Genomic DNA, 25,708 nt, shown 5'->3' with positions numbered 1-25,708 from the left:
GCATCAGTCGACCAGCGGGACCGAGAGGACCGGGCACGGCGAGCGACGCACGACTCGCTGGGTGCGGCTGCCTCGGAAGACGTCGCCGATGCTGTCGTGACCGCGGGTGCCCATCACGATCAGGTCGACGGTGCAGTTTTCGACGCAGTCGAAGATCGCTTCGGCAAGATCGCCCTCCCCCTCCACCATCTTCCACGTCGTCTTGTCATCGGTCTCGGGCACGACCATCGAGTCGAGCACGTCGTCGTCTCCGACGTGAAGCAGCACCACCTCACAGGCCGGATTGCCCATCCGCTCGAGCAGCTCTCCCACCTTCTCGAAAGACTGCAGGAACGTCGCCTCGTCTTGGACGGGCACCAGAATCCGCTCGAGCTTCATTGCGCCGCTCTCTTCGTCGACAAAGCCGGGGCTCTCCAGCGGCAAGAAGAGCGTGGGGATATTGGTGTTCAGCGCCAGGGCCTCCGAGACGCTGTCGTGCATGATCTCGAAGAATCCACCGCTTTGATGCTTGCCGACCACGAGCAGGTCGGGCTCGATGCGACGCATGGCGTCCAGAAGAGTGTCGACGGCGTCGTCGCAGCACTCGTGCAACATCTTGTGGAACTCGACGGTGGGCGCGTCGCTGCCGTTGCCGCCGTTCCAATGCCACTGACGCAGCATCTCGTTGGCGTCGGGCATCTTGCGGCCGTCTTCGCGCGAGACGGGGTTGGCGTGCAGCGAGTAGAGCACGCTGTCAGTATCGCGCGCCAACGCAACGCTGTGGCGAAACGCGACGCCGCCGTTGGGGTCGAGGTCGGTGGCGTGGGCGATCGTGAACGATTTCTTCGAAGCTTGGGTTTCCATAGGCGTAGGCCTCCAAAGGAGTGATGGTGTTCTTTCGCTGCCCTGCAGAGATAGCAAAAGAAATGCCACCGGCTCCTAAAGCCGGTGGCACGTCAATCACTTGGCCATTTACCCCGTTCGAGGCGCAAATTTGTCACTGTTCACGATAAGAAACGCAAATACTGCGCCTGCCAAGCCTCAGTCGTCGTCGAATACCGAGTCGAGCGTCTGCTGTAGCTGCGACAATACGATCGGCTTGACCAGGTGAGCGTCGAAGCCCAACTGCTCGCTGAGCTCGCGCTTCTTGTCGTCGCTGTAGCCGGTCACGGCCACCAGTCGAAGCTCGTGGCCCCGCCCGCTGCGTCGCTCGAGCTTCTCGGCGAGTTCGTGGCCGGTCATCTCGGGCAGGTTGATATCGAGCAGCGCCACGTCGGGTCGGTGCTCGTCGAACAGCGCGATCGCACTGGTGGCGTCGTTCGCCAGCTCGACCTCGTGGCCGAGCAACTCGAGTGTCTCCGCGAGCATGCTCGCGAAGTCCTGGTTGTCGTCGACCACCAAGACCTTTCCGCCCGACTCGATCTCGTCGCGACAGAGCCGCGAGACCTTCGGGCGCGTCGCCTCGGGCTTGGCCAGCGGAAGCCGCACGACAAGCTCACTGCCGCGACCGGGGCCATCGCTATAGGCTGCCACGGCACCTTCGTGCAGCTTGGCGACCTTGCGGACCAGCGCCAACCCCAGGCCGAGTCCGCGGTAGTCGGTACGCTCGCCGCGGCTGAACATGTCGAACGCCTCGTCCAACATCGCCGGCTCCATCCCTGCACCTTCGTCGCGCACCGAGATGGCCACCGAGCCGGCCTCGCGCTCGGCGCGCAGCAAGATATCTTGGCCCGGCTCCGACGCACGCGCGGCGTTGTCGACCAGCTGAGCGATGGCCTGCGCGAGCCGCTGCGGGTCGGCCTCGAGCATCAGCCCGGTATTGGCCACGTCGACCTTCAGGTGCACGTCGCGCTTTTCGATGAGGGGAGCGACCTTCGCGACGGCTTCGCCGACGACGTCAGCGGCCTCGATGCGCATCTCCTGCAGCTCGACATCGCCGAAGGTCAGGCGAAAGGCATCGAGGTAGTCGTCGACCAACGCCACCAAGTTGCCGACCTGGCGCTCGATGATGCTGCGCTCACGCTCGTTGGTGGCGTCGCCGCGCAGGTTCATCATCTCGATGGCCGTCAGGATGGGCGCCAGCGGGTTGCGAAGCTCGTGAGTGAACTGGCCCATGAACTCGTCGACACGCCGTTGACGCTCGCGCTGCTCTTCGAGCGCCTCTTCGAGTTCTCGATTGGCTCGCTGCTCCTGCTCGAGACGCTTGCTCAGCACGATCGCCCGGCGTTGCCAACGCGCCACCTGGCGGCCACCGTCGTCATCGGCGGCGAGCACCTCTTGGTGCGCGTTGCAGACGTTGTCGAACGGCTCCTCCTCGTCGAACTCGCCGAAATGCTCGAGTCCGTAGCCGGACATCAGGGTAAATTCGTGGCGGCTGCGCAGCTGCTCCCAGAGCTGCTCGAGCTGGCGCATGGGACCAAATTGCGAGTCGGCGGCCAACACGTCGACGGTCTCGTCGTAGACGCGAACGTGCGACCAACGCTCGACCATCTGGGCCAACTGCTCGCCGATGATCTCGTCGAACCGTTCCTGGTCGGGCGTGCCCTTGACCATGATCGCGTTGCGCAACTCTCGGGCGTCCAAGAAGACGAGCTGGTCTTGTTGAATCGCCTCGTCGATGCGCACGTCGGCGTTCGACAGGTGGAGCCTCAAGCCCTTCCAATGCGAGCGTGTTGCCGTGACGACCACCCCCTGGTCGTCGTTCAACCCTTCGCTCACGAAGTGCGCGAGCGTGCTGTAGAGATCTGATTCTTCGACAAAGAACTTCGCGGTGTGCTGACACCGAGCAGTTGTCGACGGTGTCCGTGTCGTGTGCTCAGTCGTCGTCATTTTAATTCTCTCACTCTCGGTAGATAACCATGAAATATCCAGACCACCCGAATAACTCGGGCCACCCGAAAGTCGGGGCCGACGAGGCCAAGACGCATCCATGCGCCCGAACCCGTGCAGGGCCGTTCATTCACTCGTCGAGATGATACAACTTAGTTCATCAACTACGTGGGCGTTGATTATAGGCGTCACACCACCGAGAGCAAAGGCTGAGGCATTAAACTTGGGTTAAGATTTGCGCCGCCCATTAAGCCTTACCGCGTATCAGACCTTCCCACAGGGAAGCGCGGCGAGGCCGACGACCTTCTCGTCGTCGATCAGCTCGATTTGGCGGTCGCCCTTGGCGGGGCGGCCCATTTTGCGGAAGGAGGTGGCGGGCATGCGGTGCAGCCGGCCGCGGTCGGTGAGCACGGCGAGGTCGCCGCCGGGCTGGCAGGCGACGACATCGGCGACGCGGTCGCCTCGATCGAGGCGAAGCAACTGCAGGCCGGCGCCGGCGCGTCCCTGCTGGCGGAACTCGTCGAAGTCGACGCGCTTGCCCATGCCCTGCTCGGTGATCAGCGCGACCTGGTCGACGTTGTGGCCCAAAAAGGCGGCCACCACGGCGTCGCGCTCGCCGTCGAGCTTCATGACATTGACGCCCACGGCCTGCAGGCCCATGGTTCGCAAGTCCTCGGCGTCGAAGTGAATCGCCTTGCCCATGGCCGACGCGCAAAAGACGCTGGTCTTCTCGGGGCCGGCGAGCACGGCGACGGGCTCGTCGCCATCGTTGAGAAAGAAGGCATCGCGGCCCTGGCGGTCGAGGGTATAGCTCATGTCGGAGACGTCCGAGGCCTTGCCTTTGGCGCCGCGGGTCACGTGGATGAGTCGCCCGCCGTACAGGGCGTTGCGCGGCAACAGGTCCACGACGCGCTCGCCGGCGTCGAGCTTGATGACGTCCTGGACGCGCCGGTCCATCAAATCGCCATCCCAGTTGGGCACCATGCGCATGTCGAGGCCGAAGTAGCGCCCCTCATTCGAGAAGACGATCACGCCGCTCGGCTCGCCCTGGTGCACGAGGCGCCAGAGCCGCCCGGCCCCTTGCGGCATCGCCGGGATGGAGGGCACCTCGGTGACCGGCAGGTCGCCTCCGGGCACCTTGAAGAACGCTCCTTCGGTCGACATAGCGAAGATGGGCTCGCGGGCCGCCTCGGTGACCACGCGCTCGACCTCCTCTTCTTCGGGGCTGGTCGTCTTGCGCCGCGCCGACTTGGTGACCTGATCGTTGTCCTCGAGCGCCTTCTCCAGCGCCGCGGCCAGCGCGCCGTCCCAGCCGCCGAACTCCTCGACAGCCTCTTCGTACAGATCTCCGTGCAACGTGGCCGCGCTCGTCTCGAGCAGCGCCTGGGCAGATTCTTGGCGGGCGATGGCGATGATGCGGTCGAGGATCGACATGGGCTTACCAGAGTCTTCGGGGTTGGAGGTCTTCGTCGGTTGAACGTGTTGCCAAAGTGCTAACCGCAGCCGCCCAAATTTGCAAACCATCTGCACTCATTTGGTCCCAACAAACCTCTCACGCTACCTTGTGCCGGCTCATTGGGGGACATATACTGCGCAGGTTCCACTTTTTTACCGAGTACGTGGTGTAAGTTGTGCGTATGCGTCCGTTTTATCTCCGGAAATTCGTGACATTCGTGGCCACCGGCCTGCTGCTGGCGCTCGCCAGCCCCGCCGTGGCTCACGCCGAGGAATTCGCCCAATACAGCGCCGAGCAGCAGAAGCTCAACGAGCAAGGTGTCCGCGCGATTATCAGCAAGGATTACGCGCTGGCCGTCGCCGTGCTCGAGGAGTCGACGGCGCTAGGCGAGCTCAATATCACCTACCTGAACCTGGGGCGCGCCTACCAAAAGCTCGGTGACTGCAAGGCGGCGCGCGAGGCGTACGCGAAGGCGAAGACGGCGCCCAAGGTCGAGGCGCCGGCGCCGCGCGTGGTCGACAAGAAGCTCGACGAGTACACCGCCGAGTTGACCGCGGCGTGCAAAGAGAAAGAGACTCAACTCGCCGACGCGACCGAGCCTTCCGAAACCAACGACGATTCGGGGCAGCAAGACGCAACCGTCGAACCGGTCGGCCCCCAGGCCGAAGCCGGGCCTCCCACCTGGGCGTGGGTGGCCACCGGGTCGGGCGTGGCGTTGATGGGCGCCGGTGTCGGCTCGCTGCTGTGGGCGGACTCCCTTCGCAGCGAAGTCCACGACGCGCCGCGCCGAGACGGCTACGTGACCGAGATCACACGCCAGCAGGCGCTCGACAACGCCTCGCAAGCTCGGACCCTCGACGCGGTGGGCATCGGCATGAGCGTGGGCGGCGCTCTATTGACCGGTGCAGGCATCTACATGCTCGTGCGTGGAGACGCCGAGAGCGACGAAGGATTGGCCGTGAGCACGACACGAGACGGCCTGCGCGTCGTCTGGACCCAGAGCTTTTAGAGATCAGCCACACCGCTGGAAAGAGATATGTACCAAGTCGTTCGAAGAGAGATGTTTCGGTGGGCATGTGGACTTGCATTGGCGCTGGCTGGGGGCAGCCTGGTCGGTTGTAGCCAGGAGTTGCAGGTCGACGAATATCAGTTCACTTGCGATCCGGCCGCCGTCGGCCAATGTGGCAGCGGCTACGTGTGCCGCCCGGTGCCCGGCAAGAACTTCAGCGCGTGCTACAAGCTCGGCGCCGAGCCCCAGGAGGACGCGTCTACCGACGCGACGTCTGACACGGCGCCCGATGCGCCCAGCACCGATACCGGGGTGGACGTGACACCGGATGCACCCAGCGAGGACGTCGGCCAAGACACCGACACGTCGACCTGCGGCCCGGAGATCTGCGGCGACTTTGTCGACAACGACTGCGATGGCGTGCCCGAAAACGGGTGTACCCCCTGCCCGTACAATGAATCTTCGGATGGCGCATGCGGTCGCGCCGTGCTCAATGAAGACGGCACATGCGTGGCCCCGCCCGATTACCGCGCCGTCGAGCAAGGGTGCGGCATGGCCAACAACGGCCAACTTCTGAGCGATGGCATCGACAACGATTGTGACGGCATCGTCGACGAAGCCGTCGCCGACATGGTCACCACCGGGAACGACCATGCCTGCATGCTGGTGCAAGGCCACGTGTATTGCTGGGGCCAATTCGGCGCGGAGAACTCCCCCTCGAGGATGCGCGCCGAGAGGATTCCGCTGTCCCCCAACAACCCCATCACCATGATTTCGGCGGGGGGCGAACACACCTGCGCACTCGCCAGCAACGGGGAAGTCTTCTGCTGGGGTTTTGGCGGGCGCGGACAGCTCGGCAACAGCCAGGGCCAGTCCTCCGACAACCCCGTCAAAGTCGTGACCCAGACGAATACCTCTGTGTCCTTCCACAAGATTGCCAGTGGTGGCGCCCACACCTGCGGCATCACTCGCGGCTCGAATCAGACCCCGCCCAGCGTGTTATGTTGGGGAGACAACGATAAGTACCAACTCGGCGTGAGCGGAACCAATGCCTACGAAAAGGGCCCCGTCGCTGTCGACCACGACTGGCAGGGGCGCCCGATCAACCTGGGCTTGGGAGATTTGCACTCCTGTGCGGTGAGCCAGTCAAGCGACCCCAACCTGCCCAACAAGCTGTGGTGTTGGGGTGCCAACGGAGGAGGCCAACTCGGCCAGATTTCGACCAACGTGGGCGACAGTGCGGATCCGCTCGAGGTCGTGCTGTCCAACGGCATCGGTGCCGAGCGGGTCGACGGAGGCTTTGGGCACACCTGCGCGGTGTCGAGCCAGGGCTTTGTCGACTGCTGGGGCCTAAACGCCAGTGGGCAACTCGGCACCGGCGACACCAATGACACGCAAGCGCCGACGCCCGTGCAGAACACGCCTCAATTCAAGTGGGTTCGTGCGGGAGACAGCCATACCTGCGCCCTCGAGAGGGACAACTCGCGTCCGTACTGCTGGGGCTCGAACGTCGATGGAGCCATCGGCACAGGCTCGGTACCGCCGACTCAGTATACCTATCCGACACAGCTGGGCACTCTGACCGCCGCGAACACCATCGATGCAGGCAGGTCCTTCACGTGTGCCACGGGCAGGAATGACAACGTCTTGTGTTGGGGGCTGAACAATAAAGGGCAGCTTGGAACCGGGAACACTGACGATGCAGCGAGCCCGCAGCCGGTGCTCTGTGCGCGAGCGAACAACTAGCTGTCGGCCCACTGGACGGCCGGGGGGCGACCCCGGCCGTCGCTCCCGCCAGATTCACTCTTCCTCGTCCTTCGGATTGCGGTGCTTGGCGGCGACCACCTCGTCGCCGAAGCGCTCGTAGTTGACCAACCAGGCGGCCGCGTTCTTGACGTAGCGCGCGGTGCCCGCCGTATCCCAGTTGATATAGAGCCGGGTGAACCCGCCGTCGAGGATGGCGCGTTTGCCGTCGTGGTCGTAGAACGCCGACACCAGGTTACCCGCCGAGCCGTAGATGAGCGGCTCGAGCGCGTCGTTGGGCTGGATGGTCGCGATGGTGATCCCCTCGTAGATATACTCGAGGCCGGTGGTCAAAAGGTGGTTGGGCAGCAGACCCGGCTTGCCCTTCTCTTCCTGGAGCGACACGGTCTGGTTGCCCATCAGATTGCCGGTCATCTGCCCGTTGAACAGCACCTTGGCGACCGCGTTGGCGTCGGCGTAATACGGCTGGTTGTCTCCCCAGATATAGACGCCTTTGCCGCTGTCGAAGAACTTCTTGATCACCGCCAGGTGCTTGTCGTTGAGCTGGCGAGTCGACCCGGAGATGATCCACAACTGGCACGCCTTCTCGAGCGCCTTTTCGAGCTTTTCGGGGCTCGGCGCCCGGTTCATCCACCGGTAGACCGAGAACCCTTTCTGGGCGAGCGCCTTTTTGGGGAGGCTAAAGTCGAAGCCCTCGCCGGTGTAGAAGTGCAGCACGGCCACCGTCTGGCCCTCGAAGGCCCCGTCGACCGCCAGGTCGTACTGGTTGCCGGCGGCGTTGCCCCACTTGTCCGAGTCGACGCGCACCTTTCGCTTCTCGTAGCGCACGTTGCCGGAGTCGTCGCGCACCTTCACGCGCTCGGTCTTCATGGGCACGCTCTCGGCGGCGGCCCGTGAGTACTGCGCCAGGGCCGGCGCGCTCGCAAAGAGCGCCAGACCCGCGAACATGAGCAGCGTCATCCACACAGTCTTCGTCATCGTCGTCGCCGTCTTCATCATCGTACCCGTTGTCGTCGCCAAGGTTGGTAGTCGAGTCACCACGATTGTCGTGGCCGATACGGGTAGATACGCAGCCGCGCCCAAATGGATCTAAGATGAAGCGAAGAAAGTGCGCTCGGCCCCCAGTTTGACCGCCTGCGGGCCAACCGTAGATTTAGCGAGTGGAGTTGCCTACCAACTCATCGATCCCGTGTGGAGGCAGACCGATGCGTATCGAGGTGGAGAAGAAAGCCGCGGCGAGTTCGACCTTCTGGGGTTGGATCGTCGCGATCATCGCAATCCTCGCCCTCATTTGGATGGTGGCGGAATTTGCCGGCTAACACATGCAGGAGGTAGAGCATGACGATCCAGCGACTCTCGAAGCTCGCCGACTGGAAGCTCAAGCACAAACACCAAGATATTCGCGGGCAGGAATTGTGCCGACGCAGCGGCGAATGCCTGGGCACGATCATCGACATGGTCGTCGATACCGACACCCGCATCGTCACCAGCGTGGTACTCGAAGACGGGCGCCACTACGCGACCGAGGACATCATCGACGAAAACGGCCAGATCATCCTCGAGCCGCACGCCACCAAGCTCGCCGAGCCGCCGGCGCGTGCGCCCGGGGCGCATCGGCCGTCGCGACCGATGGACCGCCCCTAGTGCACGAGCCGTCGAGGCACTAGCTGCCTAGCACGCGCCGGGTAAACGCGTTCGAGAAGACACGGTCGGGATCGATGCGCTCGCGCACCTCGAGAAAGTCGTCGAAGTGCGGAAAGACCTCGCGCATCTGCTCGGCACCGGCAAAGAACGTCTTGCCCCAGTGCGGCCGCGCCCCCATGCGCCAGGCGATTTGCTCGACCCCTTCAAAATAGGAGCGCCACTGCGGCGTCTCGCCGATATACGCGCCCAGCTGGCACGATTCGCGCCCGTAGGCCGGGCTCAGCCAGATGTCGTCGGCGGCCACAAAGCGCACCTCGGTGATGAAATTCACCCGAATCTGGTCCCACTCGATGAGCGCACGCATCTGCTCGAGGGCCGACTCGGCGTCCTCGCGCGCAAAGCCGAACTCGGCCTCCAGGTGACTCGGCGGCATCGGCAAATTGAAGACGCGGTGGCTGCGGTCGACCAGCTCGTAGTCGGCAAAATAGGTCGCCGCCACGAGCCAGTTGAGCGCCGGGATCATCTCCGGATAGCGCCCGCCCAGCCCCAACACCCCAGCAAAAACCGGCTTGAGCAGCCCGGAGTCGTCGATGCGATGCATCAGCTTGACCCGTGTCGGCTCGCGCGGGGTGCGGTCGGCGGCAAATACTTGGATGCGACCGGTGTGCGGCAGCCACCAAAACTTGATGTGGTCGTGGCGGTCGACGAGCGACTGCATCTGGCAGAGCGCCTCGTCGAAGCGCAGGGTCCAGGAGCGCTCGTACAGGTTGAACGCGGGCACGCAGCGCATCGTCACGGCGGTGATGATTCCCAGACTCCCCAAGCCGACCCTGGCGGCGGCGAAGAGCGCAGGGTCGCTCTCTCGGTCGACCTCGACGATATCGCCGGTGCCGGTGACCAGCCGAAGCGACTCGACCATGGACGACAAATTGCCGATACCCACCCCGGTGCCGTGCGTGCCCGTGGAGATGACGCCTGCGACAGACTGCTCGGCCACCGAGCCCAGGTTGGGCAGCGCCATACCTCGCTCGAGCAAATAGTCGACCAGCGCGTGCAGGCGAACGCCCGCCTCCACCGTCACGGTGCCGGCGTCGGCGTCGAGCTCGAGCACCTCCGCCATGCGGTCGAGGCTGACCAAATGACCGTCGGTGCACGCGATGCCCGACCACGAATGGCCGGCGCCGACGACTCGCAAGGTCTGGCCACGGGCGCGTACCAGCCGGACGAGTTCGACGAACTCGGCTTCCGAACTGGGCATGTGGATACCGGCGGGCCGACAAGTCTGGTTGCCCGCCCAGTTGCAAAATTCACGTTGTGAGGCTGCCTTGGAGGTCAGAAGCATCGTCGAGAGCCGCGGATGGAGAGTTCAGAAGCCGGGGGCTACCCCAGCCAGCCTGTGCCTGGTCGAAGCGATAGGCCCAATGTCACCGATTTCAATGCCTGTATGCCCACGATGCCGCAGCACCAAAGCCAATGCAACCGCCGGGGTCAATCGCTGCTCCAGAGTTTGACCGATTTGCGCACAACCGTAAGTTTGAATCGACGAGTGTCTGCCCACGTGCAGATATCGTGCAGATATCCCAAGCCGCACGGAGAAGCATTATGGCGACAAGAGCGAAGGTCACCGATGAAGTAGGAGAGGTAGGAAGATTGGTGACCGACGTGCTCTCGGGAGAGCGCGCCGGCACCCTGAGCGTGGCCTTCGGCGACGGCCGCCGCGCCGTGGTGCCCCACGAGCGCGTGACGGTGACCGACGACGGGACCTATCGGCTCGACGGACGTTTTGACGAGTTCGAGATGTCCGAGCCACGGCCACGGGCTCGCACTCCCTCGCGCAATGAGACCTCGCGCGATGAGACGTCGTCGCCCGACAACGGCGGCGCCGACATGACGGTGGCACGAGAGCATATCAACGTCAGCCGCCAGCGCCGTCCCATCGGACGTGTGCTCGTCCACAAGCAGGTCGACACCGAGGAGTTCACCCTCGACGACCACATCGACTTCGAGGAGGCCAAGATCGAGCGCGTGCCCATTGGACGCGTGGTCGACGAGCCACCGCGAGTGCGCCAGGACGGCGACACGGTCGTCATCCCGGTGCTCGAAGAGCGATTGGTCAAGCAATTGGTGCTCGTCGAAGAGGTTCACGTGCGTCGCGTGCGGCACTCGCAAGATATCAGCGAGCCGGTGACGTTGCGGCGCGAGCACATCGACATCGAGCGCCAGCGCACAGATTCTGGCAACGAGCCGGGCGAATCACGCCCTTCCTGATATTTGCTGTTTTCCGGCTCACGCCACCTTGCATTACCGCTGCAGTATACCTGTCTGACTGCCAATTTCTGACAATTCAGGCCGCATATCGGGCCTCGTAAGCCCCACTGTGTACGGCCATAGCAGCTAGCACCTAACCCAAGCCTGCGCGTTCGGTGTGCCGGGACATTCGCCCGGCGCGATCGCGCATGAGGAGGCATGACCATGACTACGACAATAGTGGGACTTTTCGACAGCGAACAGACGGTCCACCGCATCAAGAACGGTCTGAAGGACCACGGCGTGAGCGAAAGGCACGTCAATACAGTGACTTGGCGAAGTCTCTCGGAGGGCAACGACCCCTGGGGCATCGGCCGGAGCGGCGAAAACACCACCGCCAAACTGGTCGACGAGCTCGAGTCACGCGGGGTGCCATCGACCGACGCGCGTGAGTTCGCCGAGGCGGTTCGCCGCGGCGGAAACCTGATCATCACCGAGGTCGACGACGACAGCAAGGCCGACGAAATCGCGCGTTACCTCGACAACCAAGAGTCGGTCGACCTGTCGAGCCGCCGCGAAAAGTGGCGTGAGACAGGCTACCAGGGGTTCAACCCCAACGCCGACCTCTACAACCGTGAGCAGGTCGAACAGGAGCGAAACCGCATCCTCGGCTCCGGCGAAGAGGCGCGCATCACCAAAGCGCACGAAGACGTACGTGTCGGCAAGCGCGACGTGGAAACAGGCGGTCTGCGCGTGCACAAGCGCGTCAAGGAGAAGCCGGTCGAAGAGGAAGTCCACCTTCGCGAGGAGCACGCCGACGTGCGCCGCGAGAAGGTCGACAAGCCGGTCAAAGGAGACAAGGACGTCTTCAGCGAAGAGACCATCGAGGTGCGCGAGCACGCCGAGGAGCCGGTGGTCCAAAAGGAGACGCGCATCGAGGAGGAGCTCCACGTCGGCAAGGAGGTCGAGGAGCATACCGAGACCATCCGCGAAACGGCGCGTGAGACCGAAATCGACATCGAGCGGCTGACCGAAGGGGTGTCCGACAAGCACGGCTACGGCCACTTCGAGTCCGACTTCAAGCAACACCACAAGTCACAGTTCGGTAGCACGGGCAAGGACTACAGCCACTACGAGCCGGCGTATCGCTTCGGCCACGCCTTTGGCGTCAGTCAGCGCTACAAGGGGCGTGAGTACAATGATCTGGAGCCTGACATGAAGCGCGCCTACGAGCGCGAGCACGGTGAGGGGACCTTCTCGAACCACCGTGACGCGGCCCGCTACGGCTTCGAAACCGCCCGGCGCCGCCAGCGCTCCTAACCCGCGCCGAGCACTGCAACGCGACCCTCAAACCACGGAGGCAACGATATGGCACGCATCGAAGTTGAAAAGAACAAAGACAGAACCGCCCAGATTTGGGGCTGGATTCTCGGTCTCATCGTCCTGATCGCAGCAGTTTGGTTCCTTGTGGCGCTCATCGACTGAGCCGCGCATCGATCGAACGGCTGATTCACGCCCATTCTACGCCAGGAGGTAGCACATGGCTCTGAAGAAGTTGTCCCATCTCGACGATTGGCACGTGTCCGACCGCAAAGAGGATGTTCGCGGAAAGGTGCTCTACGAGCGCGACGGCGGACGCATCGGCAAGATCGACGACATGCTCGTCGATACCGACGCCAAGCTTGTGCGCACCGTGATCCTCGACAACGGCGAGCGCTTCTCGGTCGACGATATCGACATCACCAGCGATGGCGTCTACCTGCACAAGGGGACGCACACGCAGGGGCATACACAGACGCATACCGAGCCGCGGGTGAAGATCTACCGCGGCTCCGAGTCATCGTCGACACGTCCGCGCGCCTGACACCTTAACGAAGGGCAGAACGACGATCGGAGGCAGACCTTCCAGCTCTGGACGGCAGGCACAGGCCTCGCTGCCAGGGCTCGAGGTCCTGCCTCCGATTTTTTTCGTTCAAGCCGCGTTCAGCGTTGGCTCGCTGGCGGTCTCGGGCCGCCCCATCCGACGCAGGTGGCGGAAGTGGGAGCGAATGCCACCCCACAGGGTGGGTTGAGCGTGGTAAGGCACGCCGAATTCTTCACACGTTTCGCGAACGATTTCGGCGAGCTTGGGATAGTGGATATGTGAGATCCGTGGGAAGAGATGGTGCTCGACCTGGTAGTTCAAGCCTCCCACATACCACGTGATAAGCGGGTTCTTCTGAGCGAAGTCCACCGTCGTCATCAACTGGTGAGTGGCCCAGTCATGCTCCATGCGGTGGCTCTCGGGCGGCACCGGAAAGTCGGCCTCTTCGACGCAATGCGCCAGCTGGAAGACCGTCGCCAGCACGATACCCTGGACGAATGAAGCCAACAGGTAAAACGCGATGACCCAGCCGACGGGGTGAATGAGCGCCGGAACCACAAAACCGAAGACCAGAAAGACCAGCTTTCCTCCTACCAACACGGCCGCGTCCATCCCCTTGGGACGGGGCATTTCACGACCGCCGACCTTCCCGGTCGCCCAGCAGTAGAAATCGTCCCAAAACTGCCATTTGACCACCAAGAGACCGTACAGTGGCCACACATACCAGTGCTGAAAGCGGTGAAACGGCAGGCGCTTCTGTTCCGGCGAGAGGCGTCCGAGCAAACCGATATCGATGTCGTCGTCGTGGCCGTCGATATTGGCAAACGAGTGGTGCAGGGTGTTGTGCTTGAAACGCCACACGTACGAACTGCCACCGAGCATGTCGAGGGACATGAAAAGCAGCTGATTGACCCAGTTATTCTTCGAATAGGCTCGGTGCCCGGCGTCGTGCATGATGCTAAAGCCGATTCCGGCACACGAAAGGCCCAGCGAGATGGCCATCAACACACGCCCCCACCACGGAAGCGGAGCGAAGACCAAAGCTGCGTAGGAGGCGAAAAACCAACCGAGGATGACGGCGGTCTTGAGATACATCGCAGGCTGATCGCGTTGATCGAGCCCGGTGTCTTTGAAGTAATGCTTCACACGCTTTTGCAGCGTGCGGCGAAAGTCGCCCCCGTGCGAGAACTTCACGGAGGGCGAGGTACTACCCTGCTCTGTTTGCATACTCAGTCATCGGTACTGATTTTCGTGAACGTCGTCTTTCAATAACACAATCACGCCCCAAGGTAAATCACAAGGCGATTTACACACAAGGGTGACTGGTGCGTCAGTCCAACAAACGAGCGCTGACTGGTAGTTCCCGCTGCTCAATATTTGTCTTGGGGCCTCTCTCAGTGACGAACCGTAAGCTGCACGCCGGCCCCGTTGGGCGCCGGGCCGAGCTCGATGTCGAGGTCGACTTGCTCCCAGAACTGCAGGTCTCGACCACGCGGGTTGCCGGCGAGGTCGAAGCGCCGCCAGTAGGAGAAGTTGGCAAAAGCCAGTCCGACCGCCGCTCCGCTGAGTACGTCGCTGACATGGTGGCGCCCGTCAATTAGGCGCGAGCCGGCCACATACGAGGCCGTCGTCATCAGCAGACTTTGGGCAAAAATGCCCGCAGCGCGGCTTCGAGGGGTGGCGTCGTCGCCCCAGACGTAGTGCCCGCCGATGGCCAACGAGGTGTAGGTGAACACGCTGAACGCGTTGGAGCTGTGGCCCGAGAAGAAGCTCCGCCGCCCGTCGAGCAAGATCGCCTCGGCCTCGTCGGGATCGTCTGACAGTGGCTGGTTTCGGTAGCCGTCACAGTCGACGTTCGACGGCGCGTCCGTGCTGCAGACGTGACGCAGCGCGCGGTCCTGGAAGTCGGGACGCAGCCGGCCCACCGAAGGCTTGACCAAGTTGGTCACCCCGGCCGTAAGCGCGGTGGTCTCCAGAAAGCCGATCATCATGTCGTGAAATTGCTGAGCGGAGCCCGAGCCGTCGGCCCACGCCTTGCCTTCGAGCGCGCCCAGATAGAGCGTGGCGCCGCCGATGGCGCCCATCACCCAGGAGGCCGGCACGGTCTCGCCCTGGTGTTCATCGATAAAGCGCTCGCCGACGAGTTGGGCGTCGGGGCTTGCGAAGAAGCTCGCCGGATCATCCGGATTGTAGGCCGGTCCGATGCCCGCGTCGTAGGTAGGCTCAATTTCTTCGCCGACGATCAACGCGGTGGTTCCCGCAGCGATGAGCCCGTAGTCGACCAAGTACCATGGGGTCCACCAGTCCTCGTCTGTCTGCTCTGTCTCCCGCGCCTCTTCGGTAGGCGCTGCTACCTGCCGTAACTGGTCGTGCTCCGCTTGCTCTTGTGCCTGTTCGGCCTTCTGTGCTTGTTCTGCTTTTTGTGCTTGTGCTGCTGCAGGCGCTGACTGAGCGGAAACCGAAATCGGAACCCACAGCACCACCATCGTCATCAGAGCGGCAATTCGCCGACGTAGACGCATACTCACCTCGAGGCCTTGGTTGCTTCGCTACCTTTGATACGTTGTTGACTCTTCTGGTCTTCATCATAGACGCCCCCCCGGTAGTAGCCAATGACCTTTCTAAAAACAAAAAAGCCTGGCGGCGCAAGGACTTGCACCGCCAGGCTCTTTCGGCTGCTTGGACATGTCCGGCTGGACTTACAGGCTAAACGGGCTGTTGTTGCCGCTGTTGCCGCCCTTGCTAAACGGGTTGCCGCCGCCCTGGCCGCCCTGGGACTGCTGGAGCTGCTGCATTTGGCGCATCTGCTGCTGGCGCTGCTGGCGCACCTGGCGCAGGACCTCTTCCTCGTCACGGACCACGAGCTGAAGCTCGGGCTGGTCGTCGGCAAGGTGGTGGATGACGTTTTCGACGTAGTAGCGCGTCTCGTCCTCACCCTCTTCGTTGGGGATGGACAGGACGTTTCGCGGCTCGGGCATCACGAAGCTAGCTTCGTTGTACTCCCGAGTGCAGATAGTCTGGAGTTCTCCGTCGTTAGGTGTCTTGACGACGAGTTTAATCACAGTAGTGCTCCTTGAAGTGGAGAGTCACAAAATCAGAGAACGTGCGTCGGGACGCTAAACACCACAAGGGATGACGTCAAACGCCCCACCGCGAGCCAGCCACGCTCATTCGGCTTCACATTGGGTGCACGCGTCTTAAGTTTGGGCTAAATTGTGCTTCCCTCGAGAGTGGATAGACAATGGCCCGGCCTGCTGAGCGTGATCCCATCTTCGTCGATCAAACTACGTTACGCGCAGTGGCGAAGACCACTCTGTCGATCACGCAGCCCGATTTGCGCCGCATCGGCTGGGCGCTGGGCCTATTCGCCGCGCATCGGATGGTCTACGCGGGCGTGCGGATGGGGCGCGCGCTCGACGACGTGCTGTTTCCCGGCTACCGCGACCGCGACCCGGGCGAGCCGATCTTTATCGTCGCCGCGCCCCGAAGCGGCACCACCTTTTTGCATCGTTTGATGTCTCTGGACGACGACTTCGCCCACTTCAAGCTGTACCACACCATCTTGCCGTCGGTGTCGATCATTCGGCTCATCCACGGCCTCGAACGCCTCGACAAGCGCGTGGGCGGCCCACTGCGCTGGGCGCTCGATAAACTCGAGGGCCTCGCCTTCGACGGCTGGGACGGCATCCACCAGCTCGGCTTCTCCAGGCCCGAGGAAGACGAGGGGCTCTTCGTACTCACGCTGCTCAGCCCCGGACTCTATCTTCTGTTGCACGAACTCGACGCCGCCCACGAGGCAGGCTTCGTCGACACGCTACCCGCCCCGGTGCGCGAGCGCTTGGCGCGCTACTACCGCGACAGCGTCCAGCGCATCTTCGAGGCCGAGCAATCCGACGGACAACTGCTCGACAAGAGCGTATTGATGGCCGGCCGACTCGAAACCATGCGTACGGCCTTTCCCCAGGCGCGTTTCGTGCACCTGGTGCGCCACCCCTACAAGAGCATCCCCTCATTTGTGAGCATGTTTCGTGCCGCCTGGGCGGCGGTTTCGCCCTCGTTGCCCGAAGACGGCGCGCCGAGCCGGCGTCTGGCCATGCTCGCCATCGACTACTACAAGCGCATGCACCGGGCGCGCTCCGAGTTGGGGCCGGGGAAGATGACCACGATTCGCTTCGACGACCTCGTCAGCGCCCCGGAGGCGACTCTCGAGCGCATCTACGCGTGGCTCGACCGCCCGCTCACCGACGACGTGCGCCGGCGGGTGCGCGAAGAACTCGCCCGCGCTGACAAGCACACGAGCAGCCACTCCTACTCCCTCGAACAGTATGGACTCTCCAAGGGCTTCATCGCCCACGAGTTGCGCGAGGTCTTCGACACCTACGGCTTCGAACCGTAGTGTCGCCGGCCTTGCACCTGCACACAACTGTGGGATACTGGCTGCGTTCCAGATCGAATTTCGTCGTATCGATTGAGGTAGCCGATGCCGAACAAGAATCTGTTGATGATCCCCGGCCCGATTGAGGTCTCTCCGACCGTACTCGAGGCCTTCGAAACCCCTCCGCCGAGCCATCTCGCCGCCGACTTTATCGAAAACTTCGGCAGCTCCATCGAGATGATGCGCCAGGTGTGGTGCGCCGGCCCCGACAGCCAACCGTTCGTCATCGCCGGCAGCGGGACCATCGCCATGGAAATGGCGGTGTGCAACCTGCTCGAGCCCGGCCAACGCGCGCTGGTCGTCAACACCGGCTACTTTTCGGATCGCATGGCCGAGATGCTTCGTCGCCGCGGCGTCCAGCTCACCGAAGTGGGCGCCCGGCCCGGTCAGGTGCCCAGCGTCGACGGCCTAAAGCAAGCACTCGAGGCGCGTCCGGTCGACGCCATCTTTGCCACCCACGTCGACACCTCGACCGGCGTGCGCATCGACGCCGAGACGATCTGCGAGCTCGCTCGCCAGTACGATGTCCTGTCGGTGTTCGACGGGGTTTGCGCCACCGCCGCCGAAGCTTTTCAGATGAGCGAATGGGGCGCCGACGTCTATCTGACTGCCTCACAAAAGGCTGTCGGCGTGCCTCCCGGGCTCGCGCTGATGGTCGCCAGCCCTCGCGCCATGGAAGCACGCGCGGCACTCTCCGAGCCCCCACCGATGTCGTTGGACTGGCGAGAGTGGCTCCCCATCATGAACGCCTACGAAGAGCGCCGCGGCAGCTACTTCTCGACGCCGGCGACCAATCTGGTCAATGCCCTCGAGGCCAGCCTGGCAGAGATCCTCGCCTACGAATATCGCGGCGAGCGCGGCATCTCCGCGCGCATCAACGCCCACCAGGTCGCCGCCGACGCCATGCGCGCCGCCTGGACGACGCTGGGCTTGGAGCTCTTCCCGGCCACCGACGACCTCGCCGCCAATACCCTCAGCGCGATCATGTATCCGGAGGGCGTCGACGCGAGTATGTTGGCCGACATCAAAAAGCGCGGCGTGATTGTCGCCGGTGGGCTCTACCCGGGTCGAAAGCAGGACTATTTCCGCGTCGGCCACATGGGTCACGTGATCACCCTGCCCGAGGAGCTACTCAAAACCGTGCGCGCAGTCGCCGAGGCGCTGGCCGATCACGGCCACGACGCCGACGTCGAAGCGGCCGTCGAGGCCGCTGCCAAACACTTGTAGCCAACGTCCTTACCACTACGCGCGATGCAGGGCATCGCGGAGCCCATGCGCAATATCGGCCACGGCGTGGCCCGCCGAGTCGAGCAGACCGCCCATGGTGATAAAACTGTGGATAAGGCGATCGAAGCTGCGGTGGACGGTCGTCACGCCCGCGTCAGCGAGGCGCTCGGCATAGGCAATGCCCTCGTCCCTGAGGGGGTCGAACCCGGCGGTGATCACCCTCGTCGGGGGCAGCTTATCGAGGCGGTCGAAGCGAAGCGGCGAGACACGCGGGTCGTCCAAATCGCTGTAGCCGGAAAGATAGGTCCGGGTAAACCAATCCATCATCGCTCCGGTCAACAGGAAGCCTTCGCCGAAATGGCGATGTGAAGCGTATTCGCCGATCTGATCGGTCGTCGGGTAGATGAGCAACTGATACGCCGGCGGCTCCTCGCCGGCCTCGACGAGCTGCTGGCAGACCACTGTGGCCAAATTGCCGCCCGCCGAATCACCGGCGACGGCGATGCGCTCAGCATCGATACCCAGGTCGTCGGCGTGGTCGCGCACCCAGCGATAGGCAGCCAGGCTGTCGTCGATCGGCGCGGGAAAGGGGTGCTCTGGTGCCAGGCGGTAGTCGACGCTGATGACCACGCACCGGCCACGCTCGGCCAGCGCGCTGCATAGCCCGTCGTAGCCGTCGAGTCCGCCGATGACGAAGCCGCCGCCGTGGTAGTAAACGCAAGCTGGCAGGCCTGGCGCGTGTGAGGGTCGATAGATGCGTACCGGGATCTGCCCGTGCGGCCCGTCGATTCGGCGATCCTCGATCTCGCGCAGCTTGCACACCGGCAGGTTGCACATCAGGTTGGTTCGCTCGTACTCGGCGCGCGCCCCCTCGGTACCCAACTCGTGCAGTTGTGGTTGGCCAACATAATCAGCCAAGCTGAGCATCATGTGGGTCTGATAGTCGAGTGGCACGCCCAGATCATTGGTCGGCGGCGCTCCGAACAGGCGTTCACCGAGCATGCGCGGCATGCGCACCGCGCTCCGCACGGTATAGCGCTCCAGCACTTTTATGGGGGTGGTCACGAGGCGTTCCTCCAGGTTATTCGACGTTCTTCGGGCTCCGGCCGAGGCAGTCTCTCCGGCCCGTGCAGATTCTACAATCTAACTCGTAACCGAATTCAAATCTAACCCCGAACCCACCTTTCCCCGTGAACATTGCGCTCACTCGAGCACGTGAGGGGTTGGCGCGGCAGACCGCAGAGATCGCCCACCTTAGGGCTCGTACGGCCTGTCAGGGCGGTTTGGCAAACACGCCAAACAGAGCCCAGAAAAATTTGCGCACCGCGCCATGTATTCACATGTAGGACAAACTCTCTGCCAAAGCGACGTACGACGCGATGCATCGGCGCCTTCGAGCCTCCACAACTGTATTCTGGGTGACGCGGTGGTGACAAATCCCGGTCAATCCGGTGTGGATTATCATTTGGCGGTCGCCCTCGATGCGTTTACTTTGGCCAACCAGAGGAAACACTAGAAGTAGCTCGAGCGACCAGCAGGGAGGCCAGCGGCGCTCGAGTTGGGGAAATTCGAGGCGTGTTACACCCGTCGTATGTCGTCGTGGAGGCGGACTTGTGTGCTGCAAGTCCACCTTCGCAGGCAGGGGTGGTGACCAACTTCAACTCTGTCCGACGCCGACAGGGGGCATGCGATGACAGACGAGCGAAACAACGATTCGCTCCGCAGGAACACCACCGACCGAATGACGCTCGAGGAATGTCCGACGCTGGAGATTCCGGAGAGCGAGCGGCAGCCGTGTGTCGAAGAGGACACACCCCCGACCGACGAGTGGATTCGCGACGAAAAGGTGTCTGACTCCGACGAGTGGGACGACCGCCCGTCGACGATTCGGATGGGGTGGGCCAAACGCGAACGGCGAGACGAAGAGGAGAGTGTGCCGGCCGGGCTCTGCTCATCGAACGGGCGCGCGCCGGCGGACGACACCAATCCCGAGATGCTCATCTGGCAGCTCGACGACGAGCCGGAGTCGCTGCGCACGACCGTGCGCGACGAACAAGCGCTCGAGCGCACTCAAATCATCGACATGGAGCGTGTGCTCGAGATGGACCGTGTGTTGGCGCCCATCGACGACGACATGGCAATGGTCGCCGACGAGCATGCGCTGACCGATCTCGCCGGCGCGGTCGGCCACGAGCTCAACAACCCGCTGACCACCTGCGTGGGCTATCTGCGCCAGCTTAGCGCGATGGTGCCTCACGACGACGACAAGATGGCGCTGATGGTCGATCGCTTGGGGCGCAACCTCAACCGCATCCACAGCATCGTGAGTGAGCTCGAGATGCTGGCCGCCGAGTCGAGCGGCCACAGCGAGCGAGTCAACTTGGCCGACGCCGTCGAGCGGGTGCACGACCAGCTCGGCAGCTTTCTCAACGCCCACGTCGAATTGCAACTTCGCCCGGCGTACCTTCGCACCGACCGGCCGCGGCTGTATCAGCTCGTCTACATCATGCTGGCCGCCTACATGCTCGACTCCGAGGGTGACAACCACTGCAGCGTGCGCGTCAGCTCGCGCTCGGTGGGGGCGTGCCTCGAAATCGTCGCCCCCCGCAAGCCCCGGGGCAGCCTGCGCCTCGACTTGCTCGGTATTCTGCGGCGCAACACCCTCGACGGCTCGACGCCTCTGGGCCTCGCCGCCGAATTGACACGGGAGATGGGGGGAAGTTGGTCGGAAGCAAAGTCCGGCGAAGAGTTTCGCGTCACCGCCGTACTGCCGAGACAAAGCCCGAACACGGCCTCGAAAGGCGAGCAGGGGCAACAGAAGCGCCGCCCCAACCCCGCAAGCATGCCCAGTCAGGACTGGTCGAAGACCTCGCCGGGCTCGCACTGGAGAAGCGCGGCCAACCGCTTCGTCACCTTGCCCAGGTCCCGTCGATAGATCGACAAATGCAGCGTGACATCGGCCGTAAAGTCGGTGTCACGCTCGCGAACCCCCTCGAACTGATCGAGCAGATGCTCGACTTTGCCGTGCATCGCGTACGGCACGCTCAATGAGACATCGACCGACGGAAACCGCTGCTCGACCCCGGCCTCGTCGAGCGCTTGCCTGGCCGCCTCGCGGTAGGCCCGCGCAAGCCCTCCCATCCCAAGCTTGATGCCTCCGAAATAGCGGATCACCACCACCAACGTGTCGGTAATCTCGCGCCCCTCCAGAATCTGCCAGATTGGAAGCCCGGCGGTACGCGCCGGCTCGCCGTCGTCGTTGCACCGATCGATCGTCTGCGAGCCCCGTCCGATGCGAAACCCGTAGCAGACATGACGCGCGTCGTAGTGTTCCTCTTTGACCTCATCGACGTAGGCGAGCGCCTCGTCTTCCGACTCGACCGGCAACGCACGCCCGATGAACCGACTGCGCTCGACCACGTACTCGGCTTCGCCGAACCCGGCGACGACCTTATACGGCTCCGGGTTTTCGTTTTGGTTGGTATCGTTGCTCATACCTCCACCCGCTCACTCCACCGCCACATTTGCGACGCTCCCCGGCGGCTCGTTGTCTCCGATGTCGTTCGAGTGCCCGTAGCCGAGCTGGCCGTGTTCATTGTAGCCCCAGCAGCGCACGTTGCCATCTTCGAGCAGCGCGCAGGTGTGGTAGGCGCCGGCGGCGAGCGCGGTAGCTTTGGCGCCGAGGTAGACTTTGCCGACGGTCGAAGGCGTGGCTGTGTCGCCGACGGGGTTTTCGTGGCCGTAGCCGAGCTGGCCGAACTTGTTGTCACCCCAGCACTGCACGCCTCCGTCGTCGAGCAAGGCGCAGCTGTGCAACTCGCCGGCCACCACCTGCTGAGCGTCGCTGGCGAGCTCGACGGGGTCGACCGACGCGGGCGTTTCGTCGTCGCCAATATTGTCGGTGTGGCCGAGGCCGAGTTGGCCGTGGTTATTCCAGCCCCAGCAGCGTACGTCACCGCCCTCGATGACCGCGCAGATGTGGCGCCGGCCCACCGCGACCTGCTCGACGTCGCCGCCCACATCGACGGGAGCGACGCTGGCGGGGATTTCGTTGTCACCGACATTTTCGGTGTGCCCAAGCCCCAACTGGCCCTCGCTATTCCATCCCCAGCAGCGCATCGAGCGGTCTTCGAGGATGGCGCAGGTATTGTATTTTCCGGCGGCGACGGCGGCGACTTTGCTGCCGGTAGCCACCTTGCCGGTCGCCGTGGGCAGCTCGTTGTCGCCGATAACGTTAGTGTGCCCGTAGCCGAGCTTGCCGAATTTAGCGCTGCCCCAGCAACGCAGCGTCCCATCTTCGAGCAGCGCGCATACATGCGAGCCGAACTTCGAGGCGCCGGCGGCGAGCTGCGTGGCGTTGGCCCCTAGCGCGACGTCCTGCAACCCCTCCAAGCCCTCGTCGTCTCCGATGGCGTTCGTGTGTCCATAGCCGAGTTGGCCGTGAGCATTCGCGCCCCAGCAGCGCACTTTGCCTCCTTCGAGCAGCGCACAGCTAAACGACGAGTCCCGGTCGCCGGCCACCGCGATTTGGCGGGCAGGCGTGCCGAGGTCGAGCGGGTCCACAAAGTTGACCGCCTCGTTATCGCCGAGCTTTCGGGTATGACCCAAGCCCAACTCGCCCTCGAGGTTGGCACCCCAGCAGCGAATCTTGCCGTCGGCGCGCAGCGCGCAGGTGTGGTATTTGCCCGCCGACAACCCGACGATGGCGTGAGCGGGCAGCGCCGGGCCCACGTCGGGATTCGCATCGACGTCGCCGGCGTCGGACGCGTCCGTCTGCGCTTCTCCCGCGTCCTCCGGTTCTGCCTCGGCGTCCAACGCAGCGGTCGACGCGTCGGACAGCTCCGCAGCGACACCTTGTTCAGTGACCGCATGTTCGGCGACCTTTCCTTCTTCGGCGACCCCATGCAGGTCGGCGTCCGCGCCGGCGTCCGCGGCGCTGACGACGGCTTCGTCTCGCGGCGTCGACGGCTCGCCCTCGTCGGCCCCCAGCAGCCCTTGCCAACTCCCGATCCCGAGCGCGCCGGCGGCGAGGAGCGCGGCGACTACGCCGACCCCGGCAATCTTGCCCAGACCCGACGAAGCCTTCTTGCCGCCCTCGCTCTCTTCATCCTCGCCCGGCATCGCCGGCGGCTTCGACTCGCCGAGGCGTGTGGGCGCGGAGGTATCGCCCAGCTCTACGATATCCTTCGACTGGAGCAAAAACGTCAGCTCGCGGCCGCCCGGCCCGATCGCGCCGCCCTGGCCGGCAAGCTCGCCGAGCGCCACTTCCATGTCCTCGCGGAACTCCGCGACGATCTGGTGCCTGTCTTCGGGATTCTTGGCGATCGCCCGGCGCATGAAGGCCACGGTCGGCTCGGGAATCTCGAGGTCGGCCACCTGCTCGAAGGGGTCGAAATCGTCCTTGAGCTTTTTGGCCATGATGGCCTCGTCCGAGCTGCCCGGAAACGGGCGCCGACCGGTCACCAGCTCGAAGAACATCACGCCCACCGCGTACAGGTCGGTCCAGGTCCCCAGATTCTGCAAGCCGACCTGCTCGGGCGCCATGTAGCTCGGCGAGCCCAGCGGCCACTTGGTCGTCCCCTGCCCCTCGACGAATTTGGCGATGCCGAAGTCGAGGATGCGCACGTGGTACGGATTGCCGACCACGCGTTGGAGCATGATATTCTCGGGCTTCAGGTCCCGATGGATGATCTTTTGGGCGTGGGCGGCCTCCAATCCGTTGAGCAGCTGCTCGAAGATGTGGCGCAACTCCTCCTGGGTAAACGCCTTCTTGGCGCGCGCTCGACGAAAGATCTCGTCGCGCAACGTGATCCCCTTCTCGAGAAACTCCATCACCAGATACGGCCGCTTGCGGTGGGTGCCGTATTTGATCAGGCGCACGATGTTGGGGTGGCTCAGCTCGGCCAGCACCTCGGCTTCGCCCTGGAACTTTTCGAGCAGCGCCTTCTGGAACTCCTCGTTGTCGTTGGGAAACTCGATGAGCTTGAGCGCGCCGCGCAGCCGGAACAGCGGGCTCTGCAGCGCCAGACACACCTTGCCGAAACCGCCGGCTCCCAGCAGGTCGACGACCAGGAAGTCGCCAATCAACAAGCCGATGAGCGGGTCGGGGGTTCCGTCCTTCCCGGCATGGGCGCGCTCCCAGAACGATTCCGGGATAAAGTGGTAGCCGCGTTTCTGACACGCCTTGCCCTTACAAGGCGCACCTACTTCGCCCTGCGCATCGCAAGACGGGCATTTTCCGCTCACATTGGCCATCGACTGAATCGCTTTCAGGAATGAACGCTTGGCCATGATGCCAGAGGCCCGCGGCTCTCACAACACCGCAGACGACCTACCACCATCCGGCCACCTCGATGCCTCGTTGCAGCGGCGAACTGGTTATTCTAACCTGCACGGCACAATTCCGGCGCTTCAACGTGTATCAAACGGAAATTTAATGAAGCATCTGTACCGGGTGAGCTATTTACTCGCCATCGTCTCGACGCTGTTATGGTCCGCACCGGCCTTCGCCGACCAACCCATCGCCGAGCCTTCTGATCGACAATTCGAGTTGAACACGCGCGCGGTCGAGGCGATCGAGCAGGGGAAATACTCTCTGGCGATCAACCTCCTCGAAGACTCCCTTCAGGAAGGCGCGCTCAACATCACCTACCTGAACCTGGGGCGCGCCTACCAGTTGATGGGGCGCTGCGAGCAAGCACGAGCGGCGTTCAGCCGCGTCGAAGAGGTCGCGGCCATCGCCAAACCCGACCCACAATTCATCGCGAGCAAGAAGGACGACTACCTCGTCAAACTCGACGAGGCGTGCCAATCGGGCCGAGATTCGACGACCACCGTCGAAAAACCCGCCAAATCGGGCGCGGTGCGCATCATCGTCCAACGCCAGCCGGCAAACCTCAAGCCCTGGGCGTGGACGGCGACGGCCACCGGCGGCGCGGCGCTATTGGCCGCCGGCGGCCTGCACCTCTGGGCACGCAGCATTCGCAGCGACCTCGAAGCCGCCGACCGAAACGGCTTCAATCAGGTCGAGGGAGTCTCTCAAGCCGACGCCTTCGAGCGCCAAGACCGGGCCAACACCCTCGACACCGCCGCGGTCGCGACCGCCATCACCGGCGCCGTGATCACCAGCGTCGGCATCTACCTGTTCACCGCCGACGCCGCCTCCACTCCCGACACGGCCTCCGACACCGACCTCGCCCTGGGCGCGAGCGCGGACCGAGTCGAGTTTACCTTCACCACGCGCTTCTGAGGGGA

General features: G+C 63.6%; 21 protein-coding genes. 10 read left to right on the top strand and 11 right to left on the bottom strand.

All coding sequences use genetic code 11. The features are described from left to right. Nucleotides 1–3: 3 nt before the first annotated feature. The 3 genes from FIV42_RS23165 to FIV42_RS23155 all read right to left on the bottom strand — a co-directional run bounded on the left by FIV42_RS23165 (nt 4) and on the right by FIV42_RS23155 (nt 4,242). Nucleotides 4–843, bottom strand: a complete 840-nt coding sequence (locus FIV42_RS23165; RefSeq protein WP_141199989.1) for a universal stress protein — start codon at nt 841–843, stop codon at nt 4–6. 177 nt (nt 844–1,020) lie between these two features. Next, the gene (locus tag FIV42_RS23160; RefSeq protein ID WP_168210882.1) at nt 1,021–2,808 is read right to left on the bottom strand and encodes an ATP-binding protein; all 1,788 of its coding nucleotides are present in this window, start codon (nt 2,806–2,808) and stop codon (nt 1,021–1,023) included. A 264-nt stretch (nt 2,809–3,072) separates the two neighbouring features. Beyond that, on the bottom strand, nt 3,073–4,242 hold the full coding sequence (locus FIV42_RS23155) for a DNA gyrase C-terminal beta-propeller domain-containing protein (protein WP_168210881.1): 1,170 nt from the start codon (nt 4,240–4,242) through the stop codon (nt 3,073–3,075). A 203-nt stretch (nt 4,243–4,445) separates the two neighbouring features. Here FIV42_RS23155 and FIV42_RS23150 point away from each other — a divergent pair, with 203 nt between their 5' ends. Then, complete coding sequence (locus tag FIV42_RS23150; RefSeq protein WP_141199986.1) at nt 4,446–5,273, top strand: tetratricopeptide repeat protein; 828 nt, start codon at nt 4,446–4,448, stop codon at nt 5,271–5,273. 27 nt (nt 5,274–5,300) lie between these two features. Further along, nucleotides 5,301–7,019, top strand: coding sequence for an RCC1 domain-containing protein (locus tag FIV42_RS23145; protein ID WP_141199985.1), 1,719 nt, complete (start codon nt 5,301–5,303; stop codon nt 7,017–7,019). A gap of 54 nt (nt 7,020–7,073) precedes the next feature. Here the strand turns inward: FIV42_RS23145 and FIV42_RS23140 are convergent, their stop codons facing one another. Beyond that, nucleotides 7,074–8,015, bottom strand: coding sequence for a hypothetical protein (locus FIV42_RS23140; RefSeq protein WP_222615298.1), 942 nt, complete (start codon nt 8,013–8,015; stop codon nt 7,074–7,076). 360 nt (nt 8,016–8,375) lie between these two features. Here FIV42_RS23140 and FIV42_RS23135 point away from each other — a divergent pair, with 360 nt between their 5' ends. Next, entirely contained in the window at nt 8,376–8,681 is a 306-nt protein-coding gene (locus FIV42_RS23135; protein WP_141199984.1) for a PRC-barrel domain-containing protein, read from the top strand. A gap of 19 nt (nt 8,682–8,700) precedes the next feature. Here FIV42_RS23135 and FIV42_RS23130 read toward each other — a convergent pair whose 3' ends face one another. Then, on the bottom strand, nt 8,701–10,023 hold the full coding sequence (locus FIV42_RS23130; protein WP_141199983.1) for a D-arabinono-1,4-lactone oxidase: 1,323 nt from the start codon (nt 10,021–10,023) through the stop codon (nt 8,701–8,703). A gap of 260 nt (nt 10,024–10,283) precedes the next feature. On the opposite strand from FIV42_RS23130, the gene FIV42_RS23125 reads away from it, so the two are divergent. The 3 genes from FIV42_RS23125 to FIV42_RS23115 all read left to right on the top strand — a co-directional run bounded on the left by FIV42_RS23125 (nt 10,284) and on the right by FIV42_RS23115 (nt 12,792). Next, the gene (locus tag FIV42_RS23125) at nt 10,284–10,949 is read left to right on the top strand and encodes a YsnF/AvaK domain-containing protein (protein ID WP_141199982.1); all 666 of its coding nucleotides are present in this window, start codon (nt 10,284–10,286) and stop codon (nt 10,947–10,949) included. A 204-nt stretch (nt 10,950–11,153) separates the two neighbouring features. Beyond that, nucleotides 11,154–12,248 (top strand): YsnF/AvaK domain-containing protein, encoded by a 1,095-nt coding sequence (locus tag FIV42_RS23120; protein ID WP_168210880.1) that lies wholly within the window; start codon nt 11,154–11,156, stop codon nt 12,246–12,248. 220 nt (nt 12,249–12,468) lie between these two features. Further along, nucleotides 12,469–12,792 carry a PRC-barrel domain-containing protein gene (locus tag FIV42_RS23115; protein WP_141199980.1) on the top strand — a complete coding sequence of 108 codons (324 nt, stop codon included), beginning with the start codon at nt 12,469–12,471 and terminating at the stop codon, nt 12,790–12,792. A 108-nt stretch (nt 12,793–12,900) separates the two neighbouring features. On the opposite strand, the gene FIV42_RS23110 is transcribed toward FIV42_RS23115, so the two are convergent. The 3 genes from FIV42_RS23110 to FIV42_RS23100 all read right to left on the bottom strand — a co-directional run bounded on the left by FIV42_RS23110 (nt 12,901) and on the right by FIV42_RS23100 (nt 15,854). Then, nucleotides 12,901–14,019: a fatty acid desaturase family protein gene (locus FIV42_RS23110; RefSeq protein ID WP_168210879.1), complete on the bottom strand. Its 1,119-nt coding sequence runs from the start codon at nt 14,017–14,019 to the stop codon at nt 12,901–12,903. Between the two features lie 167 nt (nt 14,020–14,186). Next, nucleotides 14,187–15,314: a phosphatase PAP2 family protein gene (locus tag FIV42_RS23105; protein ID WP_141199979.1), complete on the bottom strand. Its 1,128-nt coding sequence runs from the start codon at nt 15,312–15,314 to the stop codon at nt 14,187–14,189. A gap of 177 nt (nt 15,315–15,491) precedes the next feature. After that, nucleotides 15,492–15,854 carry a hypothetical protein gene (locus FIV42_RS23100; protein WP_141199978.1) on the bottom strand — a complete coding sequence of 121 codons (363 nt, stop codon included), beginning with the start codon at nt 15,852–15,854 and terminating at the stop codon, nt 15,492–15,494. A 236-nt stretch (nt 15,855–16,090) separates the two neighbouring features. Here FIV42_RS23100 and FIV42_RS23095 point away from each other — a divergent pair, with 236 nt between their 5' ends. Next, complete coding sequence (locus FIV42_RS23095) at nt 16,091–17,188, top strand: sulfotransferase family protein (RefSeq protein WP_168210878.1); 1,098 nt, start codon at nt 16,091–16,093, stop codon at nt 17,186–17,188. Nucleotides 17,189–17,272: 84 nt separating this feature from the next. Beyond that, nucleotides 17,273–18,454 carry a pyridoxal-phosphate-dependent aminotransferase family protein gene (locus FIV42_RS23090; protein ID WP_222615297.1) on the top strand — a complete coding sequence of 394 codons (1,182 nt, stop codon included), beginning with the start codon at nt 17,273–17,275 and terminating at the stop codon, nt 18,452–18,454. 15 nt (nt 18,455–18,469) lie between these two features. Here FIV42_RS23090 and FIV42_RS23085 read toward each other — a convergent pair whose 3' ends face one another. After that, nucleotides 18,470–19,519, bottom strand: a complete 1,050-nt coding sequence (locus tag FIV42_RS23085; RefSeq protein ID WP_141199976.1) for an alpha/beta hydrolase — start codon at nt 19,517–19,519, stop codon at nt 18,470–18,472. 625 nt (nt 19,520–20,144) lie between these two features. Here FIV42_RS23085 and FIV42_RS23080 point away from each other — a divergent pair. Beyond that, entirely contained in the window at nt 20,145–21,389 is a 1,245-nt protein-coding gene (locus FIV42_RS23080) for a histidine kinase dimerization/phospho-acceptor domain-containing protein (RefSeq protein ID WP_141199975.1), read from the top strand. On the opposite strand, the gene FIV42_RS23075 is transcribed toward FIV42_RS23080, so the two are convergent. Next, the gene (locus FIV42_RS23075; protein ID WP_141199974.1) at nt 21,305–21,949 is read right to left on the bottom strand and encodes an IMPACT family protein; all 645 of its coding nucleotides are present in this window, start codon (nt 21,947–21,949) and stop codon (nt 21,305–21,307) included. The genes FIV42_RS23080 and FIV42_RS23075 overlap by 85 nt on opposite strands. Before the next feature lie 12 nt (nt 21,950–21,961). After that, complete coding sequence (locus FIV42_RS23070) at nt 21,962–24,745, bottom strand: RCC1 domain-containing protein (protein WP_141199973.1); 2,784 nt, start codon at nt 24,743–24,745, stop codon at nt 21,962–21,964. Between the two features lie 145 nt (nt 24,746–24,890). Here FIV42_RS23070 and FIV42_RS23065 point away from each other — a divergent pair, with 145 nt between their 5' ends. Continuing rightward, nucleotides 24,891–25,703, top strand: coding sequence for a tetratricopeptide repeat protein (locus tag FIV42_RS23065; RefSeq protein WP_141199972.1), 813 nt, complete (start codon nt 24,891–24,893; stop codon nt 25,701–25,703). Nucleotides 25,704–25,708: the final 5 nt, after the last annotated feature.

Origin of the sequence: Persicimonas caeni (genome assembly GCF_006517175.1) — a bacterium.
Lineage (GTDB): Bacteria > Myxococcota_A > Bradymonadia > Bradymonadales > Bradymonadaceae > Persicimonas > Persicimonas caeni.
Note: the sequence above shows the minus strand (reverse complement) of the source record. Positions and strands in the feature narration are given on the sequence as shown.